General features: G+C 66.4%; 19 protein-coding genes. 6 read left to right on the top strand and 13 right to left on the bottom strand.

What is annotated here, in order from left to right:
* Positions 1-2: 2 nt before the first annotated feature.
* The 5 genes from B146_RS0105845 to B146_RS0105825 are packed head-to-tail and all read left to right on the top strand — an operon-like array spanning position 3 to position 6,405.
* Positions 3-1,151, top strand: coding sequence for an isovaleryl-CoA dehydrogenase (locus B146_RS0105845; RefSeq protein ID WP_407638540.1), 1,149 nt, complete (start codon positions 3-5; stop codon positions 1,149-1,151).
* Complete coding sequence (locus B146_RS0105840) at positions 1,151-2,758, top strand: carboxyl transferase domain-containing protein (protein ID WP_019995484.1); 1,608 nt, start codon at positions 1,151-1,153, stop codon at positions 2,756-2,758. The genes B146_RS0105845 and B146_RS0105840 overlap by 1 nt, the downstream gene beginning before the upstream one ends.
* An 8-nt stretch (positions 2,759-2,766) precedes the next feature.
* On the top strand, positions 2,767-4,758 hold the full coding sequence (locus B146_RS0105835; RefSeq protein WP_026358364.1) for an acetyl/propionyl/methylcrotonyl-CoA carboxylase subunit alpha: 1,992 nt from the start codon (positions 2,767-2,769) through the stop codon (positions 4,756-4,758).
* Positions 4,751-5,611, top strand: a complete 861-nt coding sequence (locus B146_RS0105830; RefSeq protein WP_019995482.1) for a hydroxymethylglutaryl-CoA lyase — start codon at positions 4,751-4,753, stop codon at positions 5,609-5,611. The genes B146_RS0105835 and B146_RS0105830 overlap by 8 nt, the downstream gene beginning before the upstream one ends.
* Positions 5,608-6,405, top strand: coding sequence for a crotonase/enoyl-CoA hydratase family protein (locus B146_RS0105825; protein ID WP_019995481.1), 798 nt, complete (start codon positions 5,608-5,610; stop codon positions 6,403-6,405). The genes B146_RS0105830 and B146_RS0105825 overlap by 4 nt, the downstream gene beginning before the upstream one ends.
* Positions 6,406-6,459: 54 nt before the next feature.
* Here the strand turns inward: B146_RS0105825 and B146_RS0105820 are convergent, their stop codons facing one another.
* From B146_RS0105820 to B146_RS25160, 10 genes are all read right to left on the bottom strand, one after another.
* A complete protein-coding gene (locus B146_RS0105820) occupies positions 6,460-7,497 on the bottom strand; it encodes an ABC transporter substrate-binding protein (protein WP_019995480.1) in 1,038 nt (345 codons plus the stop codon).
* A 43-nt stretch (positions 7,498-7,540) separates the two neighbouring features.
* Positions 7,541-8,329 carry an ABC transporter permease gene (locus B146_RS0105815; protein ID WP_019995479.1) on the bottom strand — a complete coding sequence of 263 codons (789 nt, stop codon included), beginning with the start codon at positions 8,327-8,329 and terminating at the stop codon, positions 7,541-7,543.
* Entirely contained in the window at positions 8,326-9,150 is an 825-nt protein-coding gene (locus B146_RS0105810) for an ABC transporter ATP-binding protein (protein WP_026358363.1), read from the bottom strand. The genes B146_RS0105815 and B146_RS0105810 overlap by 4 nt, the downstream gene beginning before the upstream one ends.
* Positions 9,151-9,326: 176 nt before the next feature.
* The gene (locus tag B146_RS0105805; RefSeq protein WP_019995477.1) at positions 9,327-10,256 is read right to left on the bottom strand and encodes a hydroxymethylglutaryl-CoA lyase; all 930 of its coding nucleotides are present in this window, start codon (positions 10,254-10,256) and stop codon (positions 9,327-9,329) included.
* On the bottom strand, positions 10,253-11,494 hold the full coding sequence (locus B146_RS0105800) for a CaiB/BaiF CoA transferase family protein (protein ID WP_019995476.1): 1,242 nt from the start codon (positions 11,492-11,494) through the stop codon (positions 10,253-10,255). Before B146_RS0105800 ends, B146_RS0105805 begins: the two co-directional genes overlap by 4 nt.
* Before the next feature lie 76 nt (positions 11,495-11,570).
* Positions 11,571-12,503 (bottom strand): LysR family transcriptional regulator, encoded by a 933-nt coding sequence (locus B146_RS0105795; RefSeq protein WP_019995475.1) that lies wholly within the window; start codon positions 12,501-12,503, stop codon positions 11,571-11,573.
* Positions 12,504-13,505: 1,002 nt separating this feature from the next.
* A complete protein-coding gene (locus B146_RS0105780) occupies positions 13,506-13,901 on the bottom strand; it encodes a hypothetical protein (RefSeq protein ID WP_155897384.1) in 396 nt (131 codons plus the stop codon).
* A gap of 128 nt (positions 13,902-14,029) precedes the next feature.
* Positions 14,030-16,105 carry a site-specific integrase gene (locus tag B146_RS25170; protein ID WP_019995472.1) on the bottom strand — a complete coding sequence of 692 codons (2,076 nt, stop codon included), beginning with the start codon at positions 16,103-16,105 and terminating at the stop codon, positions 14,030-14,032.
* On the bottom strand, positions 16,086-18,104 hold the full coding sequence (locus B146_RS25165; protein WP_019995471.1) for a hypothetical protein: 2,019 nt from the start codon (positions 18,102-18,104) through the stop codon (positions 16,086-16,088). The genes B146_RS25170 and B146_RS25165 overlap by 20 nt, the downstream gene beginning before the upstream one ends.
* The gene (locus B146_RS25160; RefSeq protein ID WP_019995470.1) at positions 18,091-19,473 is read right to left on the bottom strand and encodes a site-specific integrase; all 1,383 of its coding nucleotides are present in this window, start codon (positions 19,471-19,473) and stop codon (positions 18,091-18,093) included. Before B146_RS25160 ends, B146_RS25165 begins: the two co-directional genes overlap by 14 nt.
* Positions 19,474-20,183: 710 nt before the next feature.
* On the opposite strand from B146_RS25160, the gene B146_RS28920 reads away from it, so the two are divergent.
* Positions 20,184-20,498 carry a GNAT family N-acetyltransferase gene (locus B146_RS28920; RefSeq protein ID WP_155897383.1) on the top strand — a complete coding sequence of 105 codons (315 nt, stop codon included), beginning with the start codon at positions 20,184-20,186 and terminating at the stop codon, positions 20,496-20,498.
* Between the two features lie 204 nt (positions 20,499-20,702).
* On the opposite strand, the gene B146_RS25155 is transcribed toward B146_RS28920, so the two are convergent.
* The 3 genes from B146_RS25155 to B146_RS0105740 are packed head-to-tail and all read right to left on the bottom strand — an operon-like array spanning position 20,703 to position 22,610.
* Positions 20,703-21,062, bottom strand: a complete 360-nt coding sequence (locus tag B146_RS25155) for a hypothetical protein (RefSeq protein WP_019995467.1) — start codon at positions 21,060-21,062, stop codon at positions 20,703-20,705.
* A gap of 13 nt (positions 21,063-21,075) precedes the next feature.
* Positions 21,076-21,804, bottom strand: a complete 729-nt coding sequence (locus tag B146_RS25150; RefSeq protein ID WP_019995466.1) for an AAA family ATPase — start codon at positions 21,802-21,804, stop codon at positions 21,076-21,078.
* Positions 21,801-22,610, bottom strand: a complete 810-nt coding sequence (locus tag B146_RS0105740; protein ID WP_019995465.1) for a hypothetical protein — start codon at positions 22,608-22,610, stop codon at positions 21,801-21,803. The genes B146_RS25150 and B146_RS0105740 overlap by 4 nt, the downstream gene beginning before the upstream one ends.
* Positions 22,611-22,685 lie beyond the last annotated feature (75 nt).

The following is a 22,685-nucleotide window of genomic DNA, read 5'->3' as shown; positions in this document are numbered from 1 at the left end:
CCATGGTGTTCGACCTCGGCGACGAGGTGAACGCGCTGCGCGACATGGTGCATGGCTGGGCGCAGGAGCGGCTGAAGCCGATGGCCGCCGAGATCGACCGCACGAACAGCTTTCCCGCAGCGCTTTGGCGCGAGATGGGCGAACTCGGGCTGCTCGGCATCACCGTCGAGGAAGACTATGGCGGCGCGGCCATGGGCTATCTCGCCCATGTCGTCGCGGTGGAGGAGATCGCCCGCGCGAGCGCCTCGGTCAGCCTGTCCTACGGCGCGCATTCCAATCTTTGCGTCAATCAGATCCGCCTGAACGGCTCGCCCGACCAGAAGCGGACCTATCTGCCCAAACTCGTCTCGGGCGAGCATGTCGGGGCACTCGCCATGTCGGAGGCGGGCGCGGGGTCGGACGTCGTGTCGATGACGCTGCGGGCCGAGAAGCGGGGCGACCGCTTCCTTCTCAACGGCACCAAATACTGGATCACCAACGGGCCGGACGCCGAGACGCTCGTCGTCTACGCCAAGACCGACCCGGCGGCCGGCTCGAAGGGCATCACGGCCTTTCTGGTGGAGCGCGGAATGCCGGGCTTCTCGACTTCGCCGCATTTCGACAAGCTCGGCATGCGCGGCTCCAACACGGCCGAACTCGTGTTCGAGAATGTCGAGGTGCCCGCCGCGAACGTGCTGGGGCAGGAAGGACGCGGCGTGCGCGTTCTCATGTCCGGACTGGACTACGAGCGCGTCGTGCTGTCCGGCATCGGGCTCGGCATCATGGCGGCCTGCATGGACGAGATCATGCCCTACATGGTCCAGCGCAAGCAGTTCGGCACGCGCATCGGCGACTTCCAGCTGATGCAGGCCAAGATCGCCGACATCTACACCAAGCTGAACACCGCGCGCGCCTATGTCTACGAGGTTGCGCGGGCCTGCGACCGGGGCCGCGTGACGCGCCAGGACGCGGCGGCCTGCGTGCTCTACGCCTCGGAGGAGGCGATGGTGGTCGCCCATCAGGCCGTGCAGGCCATGGGCGGGACCGGCTTCATGAACGAGACGCCGGTGTCGCGCCTGTTCCGCGACGCCAAGCTGATGGAGATCGGCGCGGGCACCAGCGAAATCCGCCGCATGCTGATCGGCCGCGAACTCGTGGGAGCGCAGGGCTGATGGCGGTTCTGCGATCCAAAGCCGTGGCGGGGTCCGCCGTCTTCGCGGCCAATCGCGCCGCGCATCTCGCGATGATCGGGGAAGTCGCCGAGGTCGCCGAGCGCACGCAAGGGGGAGGCGGCGAGGCCGCGCGCCGGCGGCATGTCGAGCGCGGCAAGCTCCTGCCGCGCGAGCGCATCGCCCGGCTGCTCGATCCGGGCTCCCCCTTCCTGGAGATCGGCGCCTTCGCCGCTCACGGTCTTTATGACGATGCCGTGCCCTCGGCCGGCGCCATCGCCGGCATCGGGCGCGTCTGCGGGCGTGAGGTCATGGTGCTCGCCAACGACGCGACGGTGAAGGGCGGCACCTACTTTCCGCTTACCGTGAAGAAGCATCTGCGCGCGCAGGAGATCGCGGCCGAGAACCGGCTTCCTTGCGTCTATCTCGTGGATTCGGGCGGGGCCAATCTGCCGAACCAGGACGAGGTCTTTCCCGACCGCGACCATTTCGGCCGCATCTTCTTCAACCAGGCGCGCATGTCGGCCGACAACGTGCCGCAGATCGCCGTGGTCATGGGCTCCTGCACGGCGGGCGGCGCCTATGTGCCGGCCATGTCGGACGTGACGATCATCGTGCGCGAGCAGGGCACGATCTTCCTCGCCGGCCCGCCTCTGGTGAAGGCGGCGACGGGCGAGATCGTCACGGCGGAGGATTTGGGCGGCGGCGACGTTCACACCCGCCTGTCGGGCGTTGCCGACTATCTCGCCGAGGACGACGCCCACGCGCTCGCGCTGGCGCGGCAGGCCGTCGCCGGGCTCAATCGCGAGAAGCACCCATCGGTGGTTCTCCAGCCGGCCGAGGACCCGCTTTACGACCCCGAGGAGATTCTCGGCGTCGTGCCGGGCGACCTGCGCACGCCCTACGATATCCGCGAGGTCATCGCGCGCCTGGTGGACGGTTCGCGCTTCGACGAGTTCAAGGCGCGTTTTGGCGAAACCCTGGTGTGCGGCTTTGCCCATGTGATGGGAATGCCCGTCGGCATCGTCGCCAACAATGGCGTTCTCTTTTCCGAAAGCGCGCTGAAGGGCGCGCATTTCGTGCAGCTCTGCTCGCAGCGCGGCGTGCCGCTCGTCTTCCTGCAGAACATCACCGGCTTCATGGTGGGACGAAAATACGAGGCCGGCGGCATCGCCAAGGACGGTGCCAAGCTCGTCGCCGCCGTCGCCACGACCGCCGTTCCCAAGATCACGCTTCTCGTCGGCGGCTCCTTCGGTGCCGGCAATTACGGCATGTGCGGGCGCGCCTATTCGCCCCGCTTCCTGTGGACCTGGCCGAACAGCCGCATCTCCGTGATGGGCGGCGAGCAGGCGGCGGGCGTCCTCGCCAGCGTCCGGGGCGCGGCGCTGGAAAAGGCCGGTCGAAGCTGGACGGCGGAGGAGGAAGCGGCGTTCAAGCAGCCGATGGTCGAGCGCTTCGAGGCGCAGTCCCGTCCGCTCTACGCCTCGGCCCGGCTCTGGGACGACGGGATCATCGACCCGCGAAAGAGCCGCGCGGTGCTGGCGCTCTCGCTCTCGGCCGCGCTCAACGCGCCCATCGAGCCGACGCGGTTCGGCCTGTTTCGGATGTGACGGTGATGATGTTCGACAAGCTCCTCATCGCCAACAGAGGCGAAATCGCGCTCCGCGTCATGGCGACCGCGCGCCGGTTGGGCATCCGCACCGTGGCCGTTTATTCCGAGGCGGACCGCAACGCCCTTCATGTGCGCGCGGCCGACGAGGCCGTGCTGATCGGCCCGGCCGCCGTGGCCGACAGCTATCTGCGGGCCGATGCGATCCTGAAGGCGGCACGGGAGACGGGGGCTGACGCCATTCATCCCGGCTACGGCTTCCTGTCGGAGAACCCGGATTTCGTGGAGGCCGTGGAACGCGCCGGCCTCGTCTTCGTCGGCCCGCCTGCCCAGGCGATCCGGGCCATGGGTCTGAAGGACGCCGCCAAGCGCCTGATGGAGGCGGCGGGCGTTCCGGTCGTGCCCGGCTATCATGGGACTGACCAGGACCCCGCGCATCTCGAAGCCGAGGCCGCGCGCATCGGCTATCCCGTCCTGATCAAGGCGCGCGCGGGCGGCGGGGGCAAGGGAATGCGCCTCGTGGAACGGCCCGCCGATTTCGCGGCAGCGCTCGAGGGCGCGCGGCGCGAGGGGCAGGCGAGCTTCGGCGATCCGGCCGTTCTGATCGAGCGCTACGTCACCGCGCCGCGCCATGTGGAAATGCAGGTCTTCGCCGATGGGCAGGGCGGGGTCGTCCATCTGTTCGAGCGGGACTGCTCGCTTCAGCGCCGCCATCAGAAGGTGATCGAGGAAGCGCCCGCGCCCGGCATGACCGAAGAGGTGCGCGAGGCCATGGGCCGCGCCGCCGTGGAAGCGGCGCGCGCGATCGGCTATCGCGGCGCGGGCACGGTGGAGTTCATCGCCGATGGAAGCCAAGGGCTGCGGCTGGACGGTTTCTGGTTCATGGAGATGAACACACGGCTGCAGGTCGAACATCCCGTCTCGGAGGCGATTACGGGGCTCGACTTCGTGGAGCTGCAGTTGCGCGTCGCCGCCGGCGAGCCGTTGCCCTTCGCGCAGGGCGATCTGCGGATCACGGGCCATGCGGTGGAAGCCCGGCTCTATGCCGAGGATGTCGCCAAGGGCTTCCTGCCGGCGACCGGCCGGCTGGAGCATCTGCAATTTCCGCCCGCGCAGCGCTTCGCGCCCGGCCCCTTGCGCATCGATAGCGGCGTCGAGGAAGGCGACGAGATCACGCCCTGGTACGATCCGATGATCGCGAAGGTGATCGTCCACGACGCGGACCGCCCCCGGGCGCTGGCGCAGCTCGCCGACGCCCTGGACCAGATCCGCGTCGGCGGCACGGTGACGAATGTCGGCTTTCTCGCGCGCCTCGCGCGCCAAGCCGATTTCGTGGCGGGGCAGGTCGATACGGGGCTGATCGCCCGCAACGCCCAAGCGCTCGCACAGGAGCCCGACATCTCGCCAGACGCGCCCTATGTCGCCGCCATGGCGCTCGCCGGCCTTCTCGATCCGCCCGAAGAGGCCGACCCCTGGAGCCAGCTTCGCGGCTTTCGCACCTGGGGGCCGGCGCGGCTCGACATGACGCTGTTGCAGGGCGCGGAACGGCTAAGCGTTTCGGCCGAACTCGACGGCACCACCTTGCGTCTCGCCGATGGGACCGCGCTTGCGATCCGACGCGACGGCGATGCGGTTCTGGTGGAACGGGGCGGCCATAGCCGTCGGATCGAGGTCGCGCTTCGCGATGGAAAGGCGACCCTCTTCGAGCCGGGCCGCTCCGTCAGCTTCTCGCTGGTGGACCCGCTGGACCGCGCTTCGAGCGTCGCGGGCGGGGGCGATGCGATCGTCGCGCCCATGCCGGGCCTCGTCACGCGGCTCATGGTGCGGGCGGGCGATCCGGTCTCGGCCGGCGATCCGGTGCTGGTGCTGGAAGCCATGAAGATGGAGAACACCCTTCTGGCACCGCGCGATGGCGTGATCGCCGAGCTTCTGGTTGCCGAAGGCGGGCAGGTCGGCGACGGCGACGTTCTGGCGACGCTGGAAGAGGCCGCCGATGCATGAGCGGGTGGAGATCACCGAGGTCGGCCCGCGCGACGGACTGCAGAACGAACGCCAGCCGATCGCGACCGCCGAGAAGATCCATCTCATCGACCTTCTTTCCGCGACCGGGCTTCGCCGGATCGAGGCGACGAGCTTCGTCAGCCCGCGTTGGGTGCCGCAGATGGGCGACGCCGCCGAGGTGATGGCCGGCATCCGCCGCGCGCCGGGCGTCTGCTATACCGTGCTGACGCCCAATTCGCGCGGGCTGGAAGGGGCGCTCGCCAGCCGCGCGGACGAAGTCGCCGTCTTCGCCTCCGCCTCGGAAGGGTTCTCGCGCGCCAATCTCAACTGCACGATCGCCGAAAGCCTGGAGCGGTTTGCGCCCGTCGTGGTGGCGGCCGGCCAAGCGGGCGTTTCCGTGCGGGCCTATGTGTCCTGCATCACGGATTGCCCCTATGACGGGCCGGTGGCGCCGGACGCAGTGCGGGATATTGCCGCGAGCCTTCTGCAACTCGGCTGCTACGAGGTCAGCCTCGGCGACACTCTGGGCCGCGCGACGCCGGAAAAGGTGGACGCCCTTCTGCGCTGTCTCTTGCGCGATCTGCCGGCCGAACAACTCGCCGGTCATTTCCACGACACGGACGGGCAGGCTCTCGCGAACATGGAAACCGCGTTGAGCCACGGCCTGCGCCGGTTCGACGCCTCGGTGGCCGGTCTCGGCGGCTGCCCCTATGCGCCGGGCGCCAAGGGCAATGTCGCGACCGAGGCGGTGTGCGAACGTCTGACGGCGCTGGGTTTCGAGACGGGCGTGGACCCCGGCCGCCTGGCAACGGCCGCGAGCTATGCCAGAACCTTGAGGAGCCCCGCTCGATGAGCTTCGAAACCCTTCGCGTGGTCAAGGACGCGCGCGGCGTCGCTACGGTGACGTTGAACCGGCCGGACAAGCGCAACGCCCTGTCGGCGGCGATGATCGCGGACCTCACGGACCTCGCCGCGCAACTCGACGCGGACGCCACGCTTCGCGCCGTGATCCTCACCGGCGAAGGGTCGGTTTTCTGCGCCGGCGGCGATCTCGACTGGATGAAGGCGCAGGTCGAGGGGGACCGCGCGACGCGCATGAGCGAGGCCCGGAAGCTCGCGCGCATGTTCGGCGTCCTGAACGCGCTTCGCGCGCCCTTGATCGCCGCGATCCGGGGCGCGGCGCTCGGCGGCGGCGCGGGGCTTGCCTCGGTCTGCGACGTGGCGCTCGCCGAGACGGGAACGCGCTTCGGCTTCACGGAAACGCGGCTCGGCCTGATTCCGGCGACGATCGGCCCCTATGTCCTGGCGCGGCTCGGCGAAGGCACGGCGCGGCGGGTCTTCATGTCATCGCGGATTTTCGGTGCGGAGGAAGCCGAGCGCCTCGGCCTTATCGCGCGTGCGGTCGAGCCGGGCGGGCTGGAGGCGGCTGTGGCGGCGGAGGTCGAGCCCTATCTCTCGACGGCGCCGGGGGCTGTGGCCCGCGCCAAGGCGCTGGCGCGACGGCTCGGCCCCCCAATCGACGAGGCCGTGATCGAGGCGACGATCACGGTGCTCGCGGATGCCTGGGAGACCGACGAGGCGCGCGAGGGCATTGCCGCCTTTCTTGAAAAGCGCCCGCCGCCCTGGGCGCCGCCGTCGGATCGCTGAGGTCTCAAAGCGATCGGCGGGAGCGGGGAATGTCCTCTCCGCTCCCGCCTGATATCAGCTCTTGGCCTTGACGAAGCGGTCGTCGAAGGTCTGTGCGAAGGCGATCTCGGCATTGCCGAACTCGGCCGGCTCCAGCGTTTTCAGCATCGAGAGCATGGACTGGAACCCGTCCTCGGTGATCACGCCATCGGGCGAATACATCGGCCGGGCCTTCTCGAAGGCGGTCTTGTAGAACTCGCGATCGCCGAAATGATAGTCCTCGGGCACGCTGTCGGCGACCTCGTCGGGCGTCGCGGTCTGGAGCCAGGCGAGCGACTTCAGGAAGGCGTTGACGATGCGCTGCGTCGTGACCGGATTGGCCTCCACGAAATCATGGCGCAGATAGACGGTGGCGGCCGGGTTGGTGCCGCCGAAGAGCTGGCGCGTGCCTTCTTCCGTGCGCGTGTCGATGAGCGGCACGATGTCGCCGTCGACTTCGAGACGCGAGGTCACGGGGTCGAGATGCGACAGGCCCGCGATCTCGCCGCGCTTCACCGCCGCGACCGCGCTCGTGCCGCCGCCGATGCCGACGAGAGACACGTCGGTCGGCTGCAGGCCGGCCTTCACCAGCGCATATTGCAGCATGAGGGCGGTGGAGGAGCCGGGCGCCGTCACGCCCATCGTGCGGCCCTTGAGGTCTGCGATCGACTTGATCTCGCCGGCCAGTTCCTTGCGCACGGCGATGGTGATGCCGGGGAAGCGGCCGAGATCGGCGACGGCCCGGATGTCCTGGCCGCGATGCTGCATGCGCAGCGTGTGCTCGTAAGCGCCGGTCACGACGTCGACCGAGCCGCCGACGAGGGCCTGCAGCGACTTGGCGCCGCCGCCGAAATCGTTGATCGCGACGGTGAGCCCTTCCTCCGTGAAGTAGCCGCGCCGCTCGGCAATGGTCAGTGGCAGGTAGTAGAGGAGCGGCTTGCCGCCGACGCCGAGCGTCAGCGAGGGCTTCTCGATCTTGGCGCCTGGGTCCTGCGCGAAAGCCGGCAGGCGGGCGGACAGGGCTGCGAAGGCGAGCGCGCCCGCGCCGGTGAGAAGAAAGTCTCTGCGGTTCATCGGTTCAGCCCCTCCCAAGGCCGTTTTCGGTGAGGTTGTCGGTTCAGGCCGTGGCGACCTGCGCCTGCGGACGCCAGACGAGAAGGCGTTCTTCCACGAGAGTCACCAGCCAGTCGATCACGAGCACGAAGCCCATCAGAACGAACATGCCGGCAAAGACGCCCGTGACGTCGAACACGCCCTCGGCCTGCTGGATGAGATAGCCAAGCCCCGCCGAGGAGCCGAGATATTCGCCGACCACGGCGCCGACGACGGCGAAGCCGACCGCCGTGTGCAGCGAAGAGAACATCCAGCTCAGAGCCGAGGGCAGATACACGTGGCGCAGCAACTGGCGCTCGCTCATGCCGAGCATCCGCGCGTTGGAGAGCACCGTCTGGTTCACCTCCTTCACACCCTGATAGACGTTGAAGAACACGATGAAGAAGACGAGCGTGACGCCGAGCGCGACCTTGGACCAGATGCCGAGGCCCAGCCACAGCGCGAAGATCGGCGCGAGCACCACGCGCGGCAGGGCGTTGGCGGCCTTCACATAGGGATCGAAGACCATGGCGAGCAGCGGCTTGCGGGCGAACCAGAAGCCGATGGCGACGCCGCCGAGCGAGCCGATCACGAAGGCGAGGGTGGATTCGGCGAGGGTGATGTAGAGGTGGTACCAGATCGAGCCGGACACGAACCATTCCACGATCCGCGCGCCGACATCGATGGGCGTCGCGAAGAAGAACTTGGCGTTGGCCGGATTGCCGAAAAGGTGGGTCGCGGTGAAGAGGTGCCAGATCACGAGGCCGACGACGGCGACCGAGACCTGAAGAAGGATGAGAACCGGCCTCGTCATGCTGGCAGTCCGTTGGTCTGGCGATAGCCCTTCACGACCTCTTCCTTGAGGGCGTTCCAGATCTCGCGATGGATGTCGTGGAAGAGCGGGTCGAGCCGCACGTCGGCGATCTCGCGCGGGCGGGCGATCGGGATCTCGTAGTCGCCGATGATGCGCGCGCGGGGCCCGGCCGACATGATGACGACGCGGTCGGACAACGCGATGGCCTCTTCCAGATCGTGCGTGACGAACATCACGGCCTTCTTCTCGGTCGACCAGAGGTCGAGGAGCAGGCCGCCCATGATGACGCGGGTCTGCGCGTCGAGCGGGCCGAAGGGCTCGTCCATCAGGAGAATGCGTGGATTGCGGATGAGAACCTGCGCAAGGCCGACGCGCTTGCGCTGGCCGCCCGACAGCATGTGCGGATAGCGATCGGCGAAGGCGGACAGGCCGACGCGGGCCAGCCATTCGCGGGCGCGGTCCTGCGCCTCGCGCTTCGGCGTGCCCGCGATGGTCAGCGGGATCGACACATTGTCGAGCACCGTCTTCCAGGGCATCAGCGAATCCTGCTGGAAGAGGTAGCCGGCCTTGGTGTTGAGGCCGGTCAGCTCTTCGCCGAAGATGCGCACCGTGCCGTCCGAGGGCTTCAGGAGGCCCGCAGCGGCGTTCAGAAGCGTGGACTTTCCGCAGCCCGTCGGGCCGACCACGGCCACGAACTCGCCTTCGCGCACCACGAGATCGGTCGGCGCCACGGCCTCGAAGCGGCCGCCATTGGCGAGGCGAAAGGCGATCTCGACCTGCGACAGGCCGATGGCCTGCGCACCAGCGGGGGCAGCGTCCATCGTCGGCTTTCGTATGGTTTGCACGGCGCTCAGCATGGCGCCACGATCCCGGCGCGTCGCGCCTTCAATTCTATCATCGCCGTCCTCCCCGACGTCGTTGGATTCGCAGATTAGATGAACCGTGCGCCGCTGGAACATGCGTTAGGCCGAAACGAGCGTTTCCCAACGGCGAACGGTTAGGCGGCGCAGAGTTCCGGCCGAGAACGCAGGGCAGCGCGCACCCGTCCGCCCGACTGCGCGCCGGGCAGCGCCGCCGCGTCCTCCGCGATCCGGCGCAGCGCCTCGATATCGACGCCGGTGGCGATGCCCATCCGCTCGAACATCCAGACGACGTCCTCGGTCGCGACATTGCCGGTCGCGCCCGGCGCGAAGGGGCAACCGCCGAGCCCCCCGGCCGCCGCGTCGAACACGCGCACGCCCTCCTCGAAGGCGGCGAAGACATTGGCGAGGCCGAGCCCATAGGTGTCGTGCCCGTGCATGGCCCAGTGCCGAACCTCGGGAAAGCGCGCCATGGCCTCGCCGAACAGGCGGCGCATCTGGTCCGGCACCGCGCGGCCCGTCGTGTCGCAGAGACAGATCTCGGCCTCCGGCCGGATGGGAACGAGGCGGTCGAGCAGCGCCAGGACCTCCGCCGTCTCGACGCGGCCCGAAAAGGGACAGTCGAACGAGGTCGCAAGGCTGAGGCGCAGAGGAATGTCGGCCGGCACGCGCGCGGCGAAGCGCTCGTAATCCGCAGCCGATTCGGCGGGCGTGCGGCGCACATTGTTTCGGTTGTGGGCGTCCGACACCGACAGGACGTAGGCCACCATCGGCGCGCGGGCGGCGAGCGCGTCCGCGCCGCGCTTCTCCGTCGGCACGAGGAGCTGCGACAGGAGACCGGGCACGTCGCGAACGGCGTCGAGCACATCCGGCGTATCGGCCATCTGCGACACGGCCGAGGCGCTGACGAAGGAGCCGATCTCGATCCGGCGCAGCCCCGCCGCGTGGAGCCGGCGGACGAACTCCACCTTGGTCGCGGTCGGGATGAACGGGCCGATCGGCTGGAAACCGTCGCGCGGAGCGACCTCCACGATTTCGACTTCGGTGCGGCGATCGAGCGGGGTCATCGCACGACTCCTTCCTGGCGCAGCGTTTGGATTTCGTCGGCGTCGAAGCCGGCTTCGTTCAGGACTTCGTCGGTATGGGCGCCGACGGCGGGGCCCGTCCAGCGGATGTCGCCGGGCGCTTGCGGCACATGCGGCACGACGCCGGCATGAAGCACGCGGCCGATCAGCGGGTCCTCCAGTTCGCGCACCATGCCGCGCGCCTGATATTGCGCGTCGGCGGCGATGTCGGCGGCGCTGAAGCAGAGGGTCGAGGGAATGTCCGCTTCGGTGAGGATGCGGTCGACCTCAGCCGCGTCATGGCCGCGCGACCAGTCCGCGATGATCGCATCCAGCCGCTCCACATGGCGCAGGCGGCCGGGATTGGCGGAAAAGTCCGGATCGTCGGCGAGTTCCGGCCGCCCGATCACCCGGGCGAGGCGGCGAAAGAGCGGATCGGAATTGGCCGCGATCAGCAGCCATTTTCCGTCGCGCGTCGGATAGGCATTGGTCGGTGCGGCGGTCTTGATGCGCGAGCCCTGCGGCTGGCGGACCGTGCCGAACACGCCGTATTCGGGCAGCGTGCCCTCCATCATGGACAGCATGGCCTCGGTCAGCGCGACGTCGAGCGTGAAGGGCTTGGCGGCACCGCCCGAGCGGTCGCGCTGCCAGAGAGCGGACATGACGCCGAACGCGGCATAAAGCCCGGCGATGGAATCGCCGATGGAAATGCCGACGCGCGAGGGCGGCAGGTCGGTTTCTTCCGGCGGGTGGTTGGTGAGATAGCGCAGGCCCCCCATCGCCTCGCCGATCACGCCAAAGGAGGCGCGATCGCGATAGGGACCGTCCTGGCCGAAGCCGGAAATGCGCGCGATCACGAGGTTCGGCCGCGCCTCGCGCAGTGCCGCCTCGCCAAGGCCCAGCTTGTCGAGCTGGCCCGGGCGAAAATTCTCGATCAGTGCGTCGGCGCGGCCCGCAAGGCGCAGCACGATTTCGCGGGCGCGCGGGTGCTTGAGATCGAGCGACAGGCAGCGCTTGTTGCGCGCATGCATGGACCACCAGGGCGAATGGCCATTGGCCTGTTCGCCCCATTGCCGCACCGGGTCGCCGCCCGGCGGCTCGATCTTCACGACATCGGCGCCGAGATCGGCCAGAAGCCGCGTGGCGAAAGGGGCGGCCACGAAATGCCCGAGTTCGAGAATGCGCAGGCCGGCGAGCGGGCCGCTGCCACCCGTCGCCGTCGTATCCTTCCAGGTGTCCATGCCCGCCTCCCGTCGCGCGTCACGTCTTTGCGGCGATTGTCGGCGCGAGGCCGGGGGCGGGTCCAATCGTCTCCGGTCAAGCCTCGTTCGCGGACGGCGAATTGCCAGATCGTAGGAGATGCTCGCGTAGGAGACGCGTCGCCTGCGGCAGCGAAGCGGGATCGCGAGAAACGAGCTTCAACTCGCGATGCGCCCAAGGATCGGTGAGGGGAACGGCCACGAGGTCCATGCCGCGCGCGACGACCGCGAAGGCCCGGTCGGGAATGAGACCGACGCCGAGCCCGCTTTCCACCATGCGCAGCACCGCGTCGAAGCCCGGCACATGAATGCGCAGCTTCACGTCGCGCGCGGCATGGGCGGCCTCGACCGCCGAGCGGCGATAGATGGCGCTGTCCTGGTGCAGGCCGATATGCTCGTAGTCGAGCGTATCCAGAAACCCGATGCGCTCGCGGCTCGCGAGCGGATGGTCGCGCCGCACGGCGAGCACCAGCCGGTCGCGCCGGTAGGGCGCGGCGGCGAGGTCGCGGCTGTCCACCGTCGAGACGCACAGGCCGATATCGCCGACGCCCTCCTCGATGCCCTTCACCACGGCATAGCTCGTGCGCTCTTCCAGCTCAATGCGAACGCGGCCGTTGGCGCGGTAGAAGTCCGAGAGGTCCTCGGGCAGGAATTCCACGATCGACGAGATGTTGGCGAGAATGCGCACATGGCCGAGCAGCCCCTGCGCATGATCGGCAAGCGCCGCACCCATCGTGTCCACCGCCCGCAGGATCGAGCGCGCATGGCGCAGAAGCGTGTCGCCCGACGCGGTCGGCGTCATCCCGCGCGCATGGCGATGAAACAGCTCGGTGCCGAGCGTCGTCTCCAGTTCGGCGAGGCGCTTCGACAGCGCCGAAGGCGCGATACCGGCCCGCTCGGCCCCCCGCGTCAGATGCTCCTCCTCGCACACGGTGACGAAGAGCTGCAGCGTGACGAGATCGATGCGGCGCACGAGGGAGGATGGAAGCATGAGACAACCGCGTGTCGGGCCGGGCCGGCGGATTGGGGCTGCGAGGGCGTTTACGCCAAAAGGCCCGGCCAGATGTCGTCTGTCCAAGGCCTTTGGTGTTTTGTGTGACGTGTGTCTCACGCCTTGAGGCGAAGCAGCGCCTGCAAACTGGAGGCGCTGCCGATGCTCGATGCCCCCTGTGTATCAGCTGCAGCCCGACGTGCTGCCGCAGTTCTACATCCACTCTGACCATCAAGTCCATGCAGGGATTGGGTAATCGGCTTTATTGTTCCTCAGATTGTTCCTGGCGCGTCGTGGCAGGCCGTGGTTTTTTGGGTTGAGCGGTCAGAGGAGCAACAATTTTCCCTGCGGATCCTCATTCTCGCAAGAAGCGACTTCCTGACTCACGCCGACATCCATAACTGCGAGAAGCTCCGATCTTTGCACGACCACACCTCCCGAAACTAAGGTGTTCGCCAAGCGCCCCCGAACAGCGATCTCGCCCTTGGTGATCCTTTCGACCAGCCGCTAAAATGGCATCTGCATGCGGTGGTTGACGTCGGCGATCGTCGATTCTCACGGCGCCAGCGCTTTCACATCGACAGGATTACCGACGACCGACTTCACCCAGCGGTCGACGTCGGGTTTCACGAACAGGTATTGGTGCCTGTTCGAACAACCCCCACGAACCCAGACCGGAAGGAGATCGGCCTCGCGTATGGCCCTGACCGCTCTAACCCCGATGCCGAGGTGCGTAACTACGGCTTCGAACGGCATGGACTTCGGGGAAGGCGGCGGCTATGCGGTCGACCTCCGTCCGAGGAAACCAGATCGGCGACCCTCTCCGCTTCCGAGGCCGGATGCCGCCTTCCTCGGTCAAGATGTTCCTCAGTGACCTGGGGGCGACGCCGATGATCGCGGCTGCCTCCGTGAGGGTCAGGCTGGACGACAGGCGCGGCTGATCGACATCCGCCATGCTGGGCGTGCCGCATCTGGGCATGCGTGGGACCCTGGATTCGCGTCTCAGATTTGCTTGTCTTCCGACCCGCCTCGAAGCTGGTCGATAGTGGCATTCAACTGCGCCGTCACGGCTCGCTCTCGAGCGAGAAGCTTGGTCGCCGTATCCAGCTCGAGCTCCAGCAGGACCAGACAATCGCGGATGCGGCGCAACTCGGCGCTCTCTACACGGTTGCCGGAATGCGGGGCTTCCGGTTTTCGAACGGTTCTGTAGGAACGTGAACGAAATGCGTCCTGGTTCTCGTTCAGGAAATCCTTCACGACCTGCTTCAGCTCTTTCCTTCGCGCCTTCTCTAGGTACTGTGGGGAGAGATCAGCCCGCCGAAGAACCTCCTGGATGACAACGGTCTCGGCGTAGGGATATTTGCCCTTCGCATGGCATTCCGAGAGGATTGTCTCCATCGCCCACATCAGTCTTTCGCCAGCGGTGAGGTGAGCCGGGGCAATGGGGACGTAGATCTTAGAGGGACTTTTCGGTACTTGAGGGGATTTTAATTGACGTCGGGGAGCGGTCTTGAATATCCTGTCGTTCACTGCGCCCGCTCCCAGATTCTTCTTGCCGCAGCATCAGTTTCGACGAGTTGGCGCCGAAGGTCGTCCCACCTCCTCAGTTGCGCCAGGATCTGCCCCTCGAAGTTCGCGACGAGCATCGTCGCCCCCTCCGCTTCGGCAGCCGCCAACTCCTCCAGGAGTTGCTCCAGGGCTCCTGCCGCATGCGAGCGCGCCCGAGCTGTCTCGAGACGGTGATCGCATCCTGTGCGACAACTTCCCGGATCCGCGTTGCCGTAGCCCTTCGTGCAGGGGCCGTACTCACCGAGTGCCTTCGTGCACAGGACGCCGGGCCTGACGAGGTTCCAGGTCTTGCCGCCGAAGGTGAGGACTTCCGCCAGTTCCCTCATTGAGTCCGATCCGAACGTCTCGGCCCCGCGCCTCATCCTCAGGTTTGCCAAACCTTGCTTCATGGGCGCCGCGGCGTTTCCACCCGCCAAGCCTTCAAGGACTTCGCCGATCGCCTCTTCCGCAAGGACGATCCTGGCTTCGCGCGCGACCCTTGTAGCTTCGGCGGCGATGTCCGGATCGGACAGCATGTAGACCATGACCTGCTCGAAGTCGGCGTGGCCGAGCAGGTCGAGGAGGATCTGCGGTGCCTCCGCGCACGCCAGGGCCACGAGCCGCGCTATCGTATGGCGCCACCTGTGCATGTGGGGGCGACGGTCACCCGCCAGTTCTTTCAGGCCGAGATGCTCAGTGACCTGCACCATCGGCTCAGTGAAATTCAGAAGCGGTGAGCCCGCGTCGCCGTCGCCCGTGTCTTTCAGGTGGACCCATAGGTGCTTGGCCCCCTCGGGACGAAAGGTTTCCGCGAGCCTCTGCTGAACACGTAGCGCCTGCGCGGCCAGCGGATGGATCGGCCAATCCCGGCTCCGTCCGGCGATCGCGTCGACGTACTTCGAAGTCTTAGCCTCGAAGAGACATGCCTCGAGACTCTCGCCGCGTTGATCCTCGGCCGACGCAATCTCGCTGTTACGCATGCCCGTGCAGAAGGCCACAAGCGCGTAGTTGCATACTTGGATGACCCGCACGACGAGCCGAAACGACCGTGCGTCTTCAGGTGGCCATCTGTTCGACAGGCAAAACTTCCCCTCAATCTTCTGCCAAACGGGGAAGGGAAGGGCGGCGATCACATTGCCGTCGGCGTCACGCCACGCGAACCTCGCGATGAGGGCCTTGCGCTCGGCGATGCATAGCGAGTTGGACGTGCCGCCGGATCGATCCTTCCAACGTGTGCCAGCGTCCCGGACCAGCACCCAGCAATCGAGCACGGCAGGGGCGAGTTGGTTCGAAAAGTATAGCGCCCGGGAGATGATCGCGTCCACGTAGGCATCGGGGAAATGCCTTCCGTCCCGTTCCAGCCTGGCCGCGACCTTGCCAGACGCGGCCGCACGCGGCGGCCTTTCCTTGTATGTCGCCTCGAGAGGCGGATTTCGTGAAGCAGGCTCGGGAAGCGGCGAGACCAGGAAGTCGTTTAAGATCCCGCGCTTGTGCGCCTCCCGAAATCGCTCAAGAAGTATGAAGAAGTCGCTTCGCGCCTCGCTTGACGCGAAGTTGGACACGAGCAGACGCAAGTCGCGAGCGTCGAGGTGCGCCCATAACGACCCGTCCGAGGACGGGGCGTTCTCGATAATCCACTTGACCGCCGTTAGACACGTGCGGCTGTACGACAAGAAGGAGGAGGCGGTCAGAACCCGGCCGCGCTTCTGTACCGCCGACGGAAGCGCCAGTGCGAGGAGAAGCCGGCCCACCCCCTCGGCGAGCCGTGCCGCCCGGGCGGACGTGTCAGCGTGAACGATCTTGCCCCCGCAAGTGGCGTCGAGCGTTCGAGCGGAACTGCGTCTCAACGGGCCTGACGGCAGGTATCTCTCGGGAACCACGACCGTCGCACTTCCAAGGGCGACGCCCGGAAATAATTCGACCCTCGCCAACTCCCGCCAGGGCATCCGCGCCAGGGAACTGAATTCGCCCACCCGCATGACGAGATCCGCCTGCCACGTCGGCTCAACATTCGTCGGCGACACGGGCCTACCGCTATGCGGGGTACGCGTCATGAGGCAGCCTCTTGCCGTTCCTGAGTTCGTCCAACCAAGCGTCGTGGATCGCCCTGACCGTATCGGTGTTGAAGAGGGCGAGTGTTTCGCTGATGGAGACCTCCTCCGTCTCGAAGGACGAGCCTAGCCACGACTCGAGAGGGATAGATCTCTTGATCCAGTGGAGCTCCGCCAAGGCCCTCGCGAGCGGAGTTAGGCTCTCCTCGAACACAACGCCGTGTTCGCATCCCGTGCATCGCTGTTGGGTGCACAAGCTGCCCTTTTCATGGTCGGGCGCGATGTGCGGCGGCGGGTTTCGCGGCGAGAGGCAGGCCATGCCGAGCCGCGTCCGCATCCTTACGTCGATGAGCCTTGCCTCCTGTTCGACGGTGATGTGGCCGTGCGTCACAAGGATGCGTAGACGCGTGGGATCGAGCGGACGTCCGTCGTAAATGTCTGAGAGCGCGTGGTCCTGGACCCGCATCACAGTGGTAAAGCTTCGCCTGCGAAGCACCTTGTTGCGAAGGTAGTGGCGAAGGCTACGCCGGTTGCTGTGCTGCGCGGCCATCTGCGCGATCAGGCTCTGGTAACCGCTCGACACGTAGGCGTGCCCGATCCAGGCATCGCGGCCGATGCTGGTCGTCAGCTCGAGAAGGGACGGATGGGAATCTTCCAACCCGTGGCGCGCGATGGTGCTCTGGGCGATCTGGTTGAGGTGGAAGGCTTCGCTCACGTCGAAAGCGCTCACGCGACCAACTTTGTCGATGGAGTGGTACAGCCATGGGCTCCGCGAGACGCGTTCCAACTCCGCGATTTCTCGCTCGAGCTCCATTGACGGGTTCCGCTCGAAATTCCGTCTGGCGGCCTCAAGGTTTCGCAGCACCGTCGCGCGCATGACCGCCGTTCGCGCGCACATGTACTTGACTATCCGGTATGGGTGGAACTCTGGCTTCTCCAAAGACACCGCGAATACGTGCGCGTTGGAGCGTTTCTTCCACGCGTGAATGACCATGTAGAGCGGATTTGTGGGGTGCGGCTCCGCCCAGCCCTCCTCAGACGAGACGTCGACGCCGAGGGCAGTCGAGAGGTTCCACCCTGTCGCAAGGAGGAACAGCCAAAGAAAGAGCGCGGTGTCGTGAGCGCTCGGATGCGCCCACCGCAACTTCCCGACCACCCCGCGGCTGCCGCGCTGGGTCATTCCCGGCGCTAGGTACAATGGCCCGTCGGGCGATCTGGATCTTCGATCGGCGGGCTGGATGAGGTTGACCGCATCCTCCTTCAGGATTGCGTCCTTGTCAGGAAGGAATGTCTTCGACAGCTTCAGAATCAAATGTGCGTGGCAATCCCGTCTAATCCAGAGTTCACGCCGCTCCGTGGCGTCGTCTGGCACTCTTGGGTCGCAACCACGCGCGGCCAGCTCCTCTCCCTCCCGAAACATTCCCTTCACCTGCCTGATCTCATGCCTCAGAGCATGGGTCAGCCGGATGATGCCCTGCTCGTCGAAGTCCGCGCCGCCGAGCTCGCTCTCTCCACGATCCCGGGGTGGCCAGGCGAGCGCGGGAAGGGAGGCGTTCTGCCTCACCCGATTGATCATCTGCGCGACGCGCTGGTAAACTGTGCCTCCCCCCCCGGCGTAACCCCTATCCGAAAGCCACTGCCGGAACTGCATCCCGTGGACCTCATTGATGTCGGCGACGCCGCCCACCTTCCGGTCCGGATCGATGTTGTCGAGGTATCGACTGAAGATTCGGGTCGCAGATGCGATCGAAGCAAACGCGTCCTCTGAGGGCGCCTCGCTCAATACGTGTTCCATGAATTCGCCTGCCAACTGCTCCCTCACCGAGAAGTCGCCGCCCCAATGCCTCAGCGCTAGGCCTGAGAGGCGCGCCGATTGGTATGGAAGGAAGAACGTCGAGAAGTCGGCTTCGTATGGTGCGGAACCGTCGCTCGGTCGGACCCACGTTGCGAGTCTCCGCTGGTCCGGCCGGTCGTCCGCACCTTCGGGGTCAAACCGCGTCAAGGTCGCCTCCCGCGTCGAGCTTGCGCATCCAGAAGGAAGTGACAACAGCAAGGCCTAGTGCTGTCAGGAGCCACCTAAGATAGATCTTGGTCGTGGAGGCCTCCTGGTGGCCGAGTTGTTGGCGCAGCAGCTCAAGGTGGTATCCCGCCCTCGCGGCCACCCAATCGACGCCCAGCAAAGCGACATCTTGCCCGAGGATTTCGGCGTCCGTGCGCACCGCGTTTAGGATGTGCTGGCACGCGTAGAAGTGGCGGGCCATGTGGGGGTGCCAATCCTTGGGGCCGCCCGCGACCTTCTTCTTGAAGCAACGGTACACTGATTGCCTGCGGATCGGCGTGCCTTCAAATCCTCGCGCGTCCGACAGGAAGAGAAGATCGGACGCGTCCTTCTTCTCGCGCTTCATAAAGCGCAACTGCGCGACGAGGCGGGATGTGTCGATGTAGTTCCGGACCTCCACGGCGAGGTCGAGTGGCACGTCGATGTAGCGTGGTGTCCCACCCTTCGTGACGGACAGCAGCAGCGGGATCGAGTCGTATCCCAAAGCTGCCCGCTCATCCAACGCCACCAACGACGGCCATTGCCCGACCCTCACCGACGTGCCCTCTTCAAGACGAACCGCGGTCCTGACGATGAACCTGCAATTGAGGGCCTTGGCCCGCCCCTTGTCTCTTCGGACGGCATCCTCCCAGAGCTGCACCTGCTGAACGGTCGGTACCTGCTTCAGCTTGAAGTTGCTGGGATTTGGCTTCAGCCTGCGCGAGCGGATCCAAGTCGGCCGCTCGACACCGCCCCTCCGCCGCAACTTCACAAGTCTCGCAGGAACGTCGAAGGGCCCGCGGTGGCCCGTCTCGGCCGCCCATAGCAGGAAGAACGTTGCCTCGTCGGTCCGGTGGTTCGACACGTTGTTCGTCAGCGGAACGGGAACCGCACCGTCGTCAGGGCCGCCGTCGAACGGTCTCGACTTCACCCAAAGCCCTTTGACCATGTCGGCCTGGTATTGGAGCAACGCAGCGTACGCGATGGTGCGCCAGTCATAGCCTGCGGCATCCATCCAGTTGAAGAAGTTGCCCAATCTGTCGGCGGCGCCCTTCGAAGTTGACACCGACCACCCGCTCACTTCCAGCGGCGCGTCGCGGCCGGGAAAGCGTGGTGCCCAATCTCCCGTGAAGCGCTCCCGCAAGTACGTGTTCTGGATGCGCGCCGGGTTGCCGTCCGGCTGGAAGAGCGCCCAGCACCCCGCAATGCTTGCGTATCCGGCCGTCTCCAACCCTTCGACATCGGGTTGGAAGGATCTCCAGCGGCTTTTGCCGACGCCTACTCTCAATGCAGTCCCGTCAGGAAGACGGGCGTCGTCCACATTCTCGTCCATGTCGTGCCCTGTCTCAGAGAACTTTTGGTGCCAACGGGCCGAGCATGACAAACATTCAAAATCTACCTCACACAGAATCTAAGGATTGACGCAAATTTCTTCAAATAAAAGAACAACATAACACCGGAGCATTGGAGCGTCGGAGCGGTGTTTTCGTGATCCGGTGCTGACCTGTTCCGATCGAACAGGGAAACGGGATATAGCCGTTCTGGCGAACCGATGGGGCGCCGGAACATGGGTCTGCCGGCGACGGAGACATAACCTCGTGGCTTCACCCGGTCTCTGCGCAACTTGGGACGTCAGCCGTGCGGCGAGACTTCGGTTAGGTAGGCGCCACGCCAGCCCACTTGCTCGAACGAGAAGGCGGAGAGGGGCCAGCAGACGGCGCTGGCGAACTCGCCCCAGACGGTCAGCGTCGTGACGGCCGAGCGGGAGGTCACTGACCTGAATGACCTTAGGGAGCATCGAATGCCGACCGTCTTCGTCTACGGCGTGGAGCAGGCGCGGTTCAGTTCCCAGCCGCTCCCAAGGTGATCGTGGCCGAGATCGGGCGGACGGCGATCGCGACCTGAATGTCCAACCCGTGTCGCCCATCGTGCGTTTTCGGAAGATCGGAGATACAGGTCGTACGTCTTGGATGGGTGAAATGCTGTCGATCCGCTTTTTCATAGACGTCGCGCGAAGCAGACAGCGCCGCCAAAGGATGCAAGATGATCCGTCAGCCCTCAGCCTTCGATTCACAGCCGACGCTCGCCGGCGACGGCCTGCTGTTTCGCCCTGTGAAGCTCGATGATCTTCAAGGCCTTTACGGAGCCGCGAGCGATCCCGAAACGTGGGCAGGTCATCCAGCGAAAAATCGGCATAAGCGCGAAGTGTTTGAGCCCTATTTCCCGTTTCCTCCTGGACAGTGGCACGACCCTGCCGATCATGGACCGAAAGGACAGCCGAATTATTGGCTGCTCGCGCTACTACGCAGCGCCGGATCAGCCGGAAGACATCTCAATCGGGTTTACTCTTCTCAATGAAATCTACTGGGGTGGCTCGACCATTGCCGAGCTGAAGCGATTGATGCTCGGCCATGCCTTCGCAAGCTTCGATTTCGTGTGGTTCTCCAACTTGCGAGCATCCATGAACGGTCCATGGGATGCTGAAACGGGATACGTCGGCTTTCGGACGCGGCTGTCAAACCTGCGACAGGCAGCAGTAGCGAATGAAGCGACATCTACCCTTCAGAGGCCGTCGCAGACATCGCATCGGGTCCGCCAGTGTCCGCCCTCGCTTCGCAGGCGCCCCGACCCGCCGCATCGGTCGCAGATGCGCTTGGACGCCGCCTCCGCCCAGTCCACGACCTCGTCGATGTGGTCGCCGCCGTTGTGGGTCATGCGCAGGACCCCCCACTTCTCCTTGATGTCGGACCAGGCGAAACTGTCCCGCTCGTCGTCCTCGAGCACCGCGTCGACGCGCCGGAACACTTCCGCCAAGAGGTGATCCCAGCCGTCGCCGACGGTGAAGCCGAAGGGCCGCCCGCCGAATTGCTCGGCCCAACGGCGGCCGAGATGGCGGCGCCAGTCGGATTCGTCCATCTCCATCGTCGCGTCCCCTTCAGTTCCGCTTGGCCATCGACGCCCGCGCGTCGAGCAGTGCTTCTACGTACCGCCTGAGGTCCCGCAGGCTCCCCTCCCGGCCGAAGGCGGCGACGAGCGCCTCGATCTCCTCGGCGTCGAGCGGCGGCTCCATGCCGGGGTCGAGGCTTCGCTCGCGCAGGAGGTCGCGCCGGATCCGGTCCGCGAGCGCCGGGACGTGCGCCGCGGCGGGCAGGGGCACCCTCAGGACCCGCAAACGGTTGAGGAGCGGGCCTGGGATCCCGGCGGTCGAGTTCGCCGTGCAAAGCCAGACGAGGTGCGAGGCGTCGAGCTCGGCGTCGAGGAAGTGGTCCCGCCAGCTCCGGGCCGATAGCGGCTCGAGGAGCGAGAGCATCGGGTCGTGGATAGCCCCCGCCGAGGAGCGACCTGCTTTTTCGAGCTCGTCGACCAGGATGCCCGGGTTGGCCACCTTGTGCTGGGCGAACAGCCGGAGCGGGACGGACGGGTGCGCCCCGTGCCACCGCCTAGCCGAGCCCGTCAGGCCGTGGTCCATCGTGGTGCCGGCGTCGATCGGGGCGAACGGAATGCCCAGCGCGTCGAGGACGTCTCGGCAGAGGCGGGACTTGCCCGCACCCGGGGGGCCGACGAGGATGACAGGGCGGATGCGGACGGAATGTCCCTCGGCGAGGTCGCCGAGCATCCGATCGATGACGGCCGCGGCGTGCGGATGCTCTTCGAGCAGCTTCATGCGCGCCTCGACAAGGCCTCGAGCGGGCAACAGGGGAAGCGCGACGCCGATGATGTCCCCGACACCCGACTCCTTGCGCAACTCGCGCGAGAGCTGGGCATGGGGACGACCACGACGTTCGACGCCGCTTGCGGGCGCTCGGACACGCCTGTCCGGCTCGAGACCTTCCGAGCCTCGGCGCCGTGGTGTCGCGTGAGCCCGTAGCCCGCGGCGTAGCCCTCCTGGTAGCCGATCTCGCGGGCATGGGAGTCAATGGCCGACCAAAGGGCGGCGACGACCTCGAGGCCGAGCTCCCTGGGGTGCTCCGTCAGGCCAACTGTCCCCAAGCGGTTCTCGCTGGCGACGCCGTTGGCGAGAGCGCCCCAGCCGACCGCGTGGCCGACCATCCACTCGGCGTCGTTGACCGCGCGGCTGACAAGCCGGATGTCGTCTGGCTTTTCGAGGGTGCGACCCCTGACTGTGTCGTGGAGGGCCACCATCAGGTAGGCTTCGGCCGCGCACCGGGCTGACAGCTCGAGCTGCGCCGGGCGGTGCCTCCAGGCGGCAAGAAAGGCGAGCACCGTCCACTTCAGGGTCTCGTCGGCGCTCTCCAGCAACTCGGCGAGCGGCATGTCGACGAGGTGCATGTGTTCAGCCGACGCCGCGTTGACGACGCTGTCGATGAGGAGGCGGATACGGCCGTCGACCTGTTCGTCCCGCAAGCCGCGCACGCGCTCCTTGAGGGCAGCGGGTCTGCATGACATCAGAACGTGGAGGGGATGGCGCTCGCGCAGGCGCGCGGCCTCCTCGTCGGTGAGTGCGGTCATGGTGCTCTCGGGAGTTCAGGCCGCGGCGCGGAGGTGCCGGGCGTCGGATCATCGGGCGTTGCGCGGACGTTAGGA

It is taken from the genome of Aureimonas ureilytica DSM 18598 = NBRC 106430 (assembly GCF_000382705.1).
Classification (GTDB): Bacteria; Pseudomonadota; Alphaproteobacteria; order Rhizobiales; family Rhizobiaceae; genus Aureimonas; species Aureimonas ureilytica.
This window is presented reverse-complemented; position numbering and strand designations above follow the sequence as displayed.

Coding starts and splice junctions, on each gene's coding strand:
- B146_RS0105840 (WP_019995484.1), top strand. CDS start 1,151: ATGGCGGTTCTGCGATCCAAAGCCGTGGCGGGGTCCGCCGTCTTCGCG.
- B146_RS0105845 (WP_407638540.1), top strand. CDS start 3: ATGGTGTTCGACCTCGGCGACGAGGTGAACGCGCTGCGCGACATGGTG.
- B146_RS0105810 (WP_026358363.1), bottom strand. CDS start 9,150: ATGGACGCTGCCCCCGCTGGTGCGCAGGCCATCGGCCTGTCGCAGGTC.
- B146_RS0105795 (WP_019995475.1), bottom strand. CDS start 12,503: ATGCTTCCATCCTCCCTCGTGCGCCGCATCGATCTCGTCACGCTGCAG.
- B146_RS0105835 (WP_026358364.1), top strand. CDS start 2,767: ATGTTCGACAAGCTCCTCATCGCCAACAGAGGCGAAATCGCGCTCCGC.
- B146_RS0105805 (WP_019995477.1), bottom strand. CDS start 10,256: ATGACCCCGCTCGATCGCCGCACCGAAGTCGAAATCGTGGAGGTCGCT.
- B146_RS0105800 (WP_019995476.1), bottom strand. CDS start 11,494: ATGGACACCTGGAAGGATACGACGGCGACGGGTGGCAGCGGCCCGCTC.
- B146_RS0105820 (WP_019995480.1), bottom strand. CDS start 7,497: ATGAACCGCAGAGACTTTCTTCTCACCGGCGCGGGCGCGCTCGCCTTC.
- B146_RS25160 (WP_019995470.1), bottom strand. CDS start 19,473: ATGGACGAGAATGTGGACGACGCCCGTCTTCCTGACGGGACTGCATTG.
- B146_RS25150 (WP_019995466.1), bottom strand. CDS start 21,804: ATGAAGCTGCTCGAAGAGCATCCGCACGCCGCGGCCGTCATCGATCGG.
- B146_RS0105740 (WP_019995465.1), bottom strand. CDS start 22,610: ATGACCGCACTCACCGACGAGGAGGCCGCGCGCCTGCGCGAGCGCCAT.
- B146_RS0105825 (WP_019995481.1), top strand. CDS start 5,608: ATGAGCTTCGAAACCCTTCGCGTGGTCAAGGACGCGCGCGGCGTCGCT.
- B146_RS0105830 (WP_019995482.1), top strand. CDS start 4,751: ATGCATGAGCGGGTGGAGATCACCGAGGTCGGCCCGCGCGACGGACTG.
- B146_RS25155 (WP_019995467.1), bottom strand. CDS start 21,062: ATGGAGATGGACGAATCCGACTGGCGCCGCCATCTCGGCCGCCGTTGG.
- B146_RS25170 (WP_019995472.1), bottom strand. CDS start 16,105: ATGACGCGTACCCCGCATAGCGGTAGGCCCGTGTCGCCGACGAATGTT.
- B146_RS28920 (WP_155897383.1), top strand. CDS start 20,184: ATGATCCGTCAGCCCTCAGCCTTCGATTCACAGCCGACGCTCGCCGGC.
- B146_RS0105815 (WP_019995479.1), bottom strand. CDS start 8,329: ATGACGAGGCCGGTTCTCATCCTTCTTCAGGTCTCGGTCGCCGTCGTC.
- B146_RS0105780 (WP_155897384.1), bottom strand. CDS start 13,901: ATGGAGACAATCCTCTCGGAATGCCATGCGAAGGGCAAATATCCCTAC.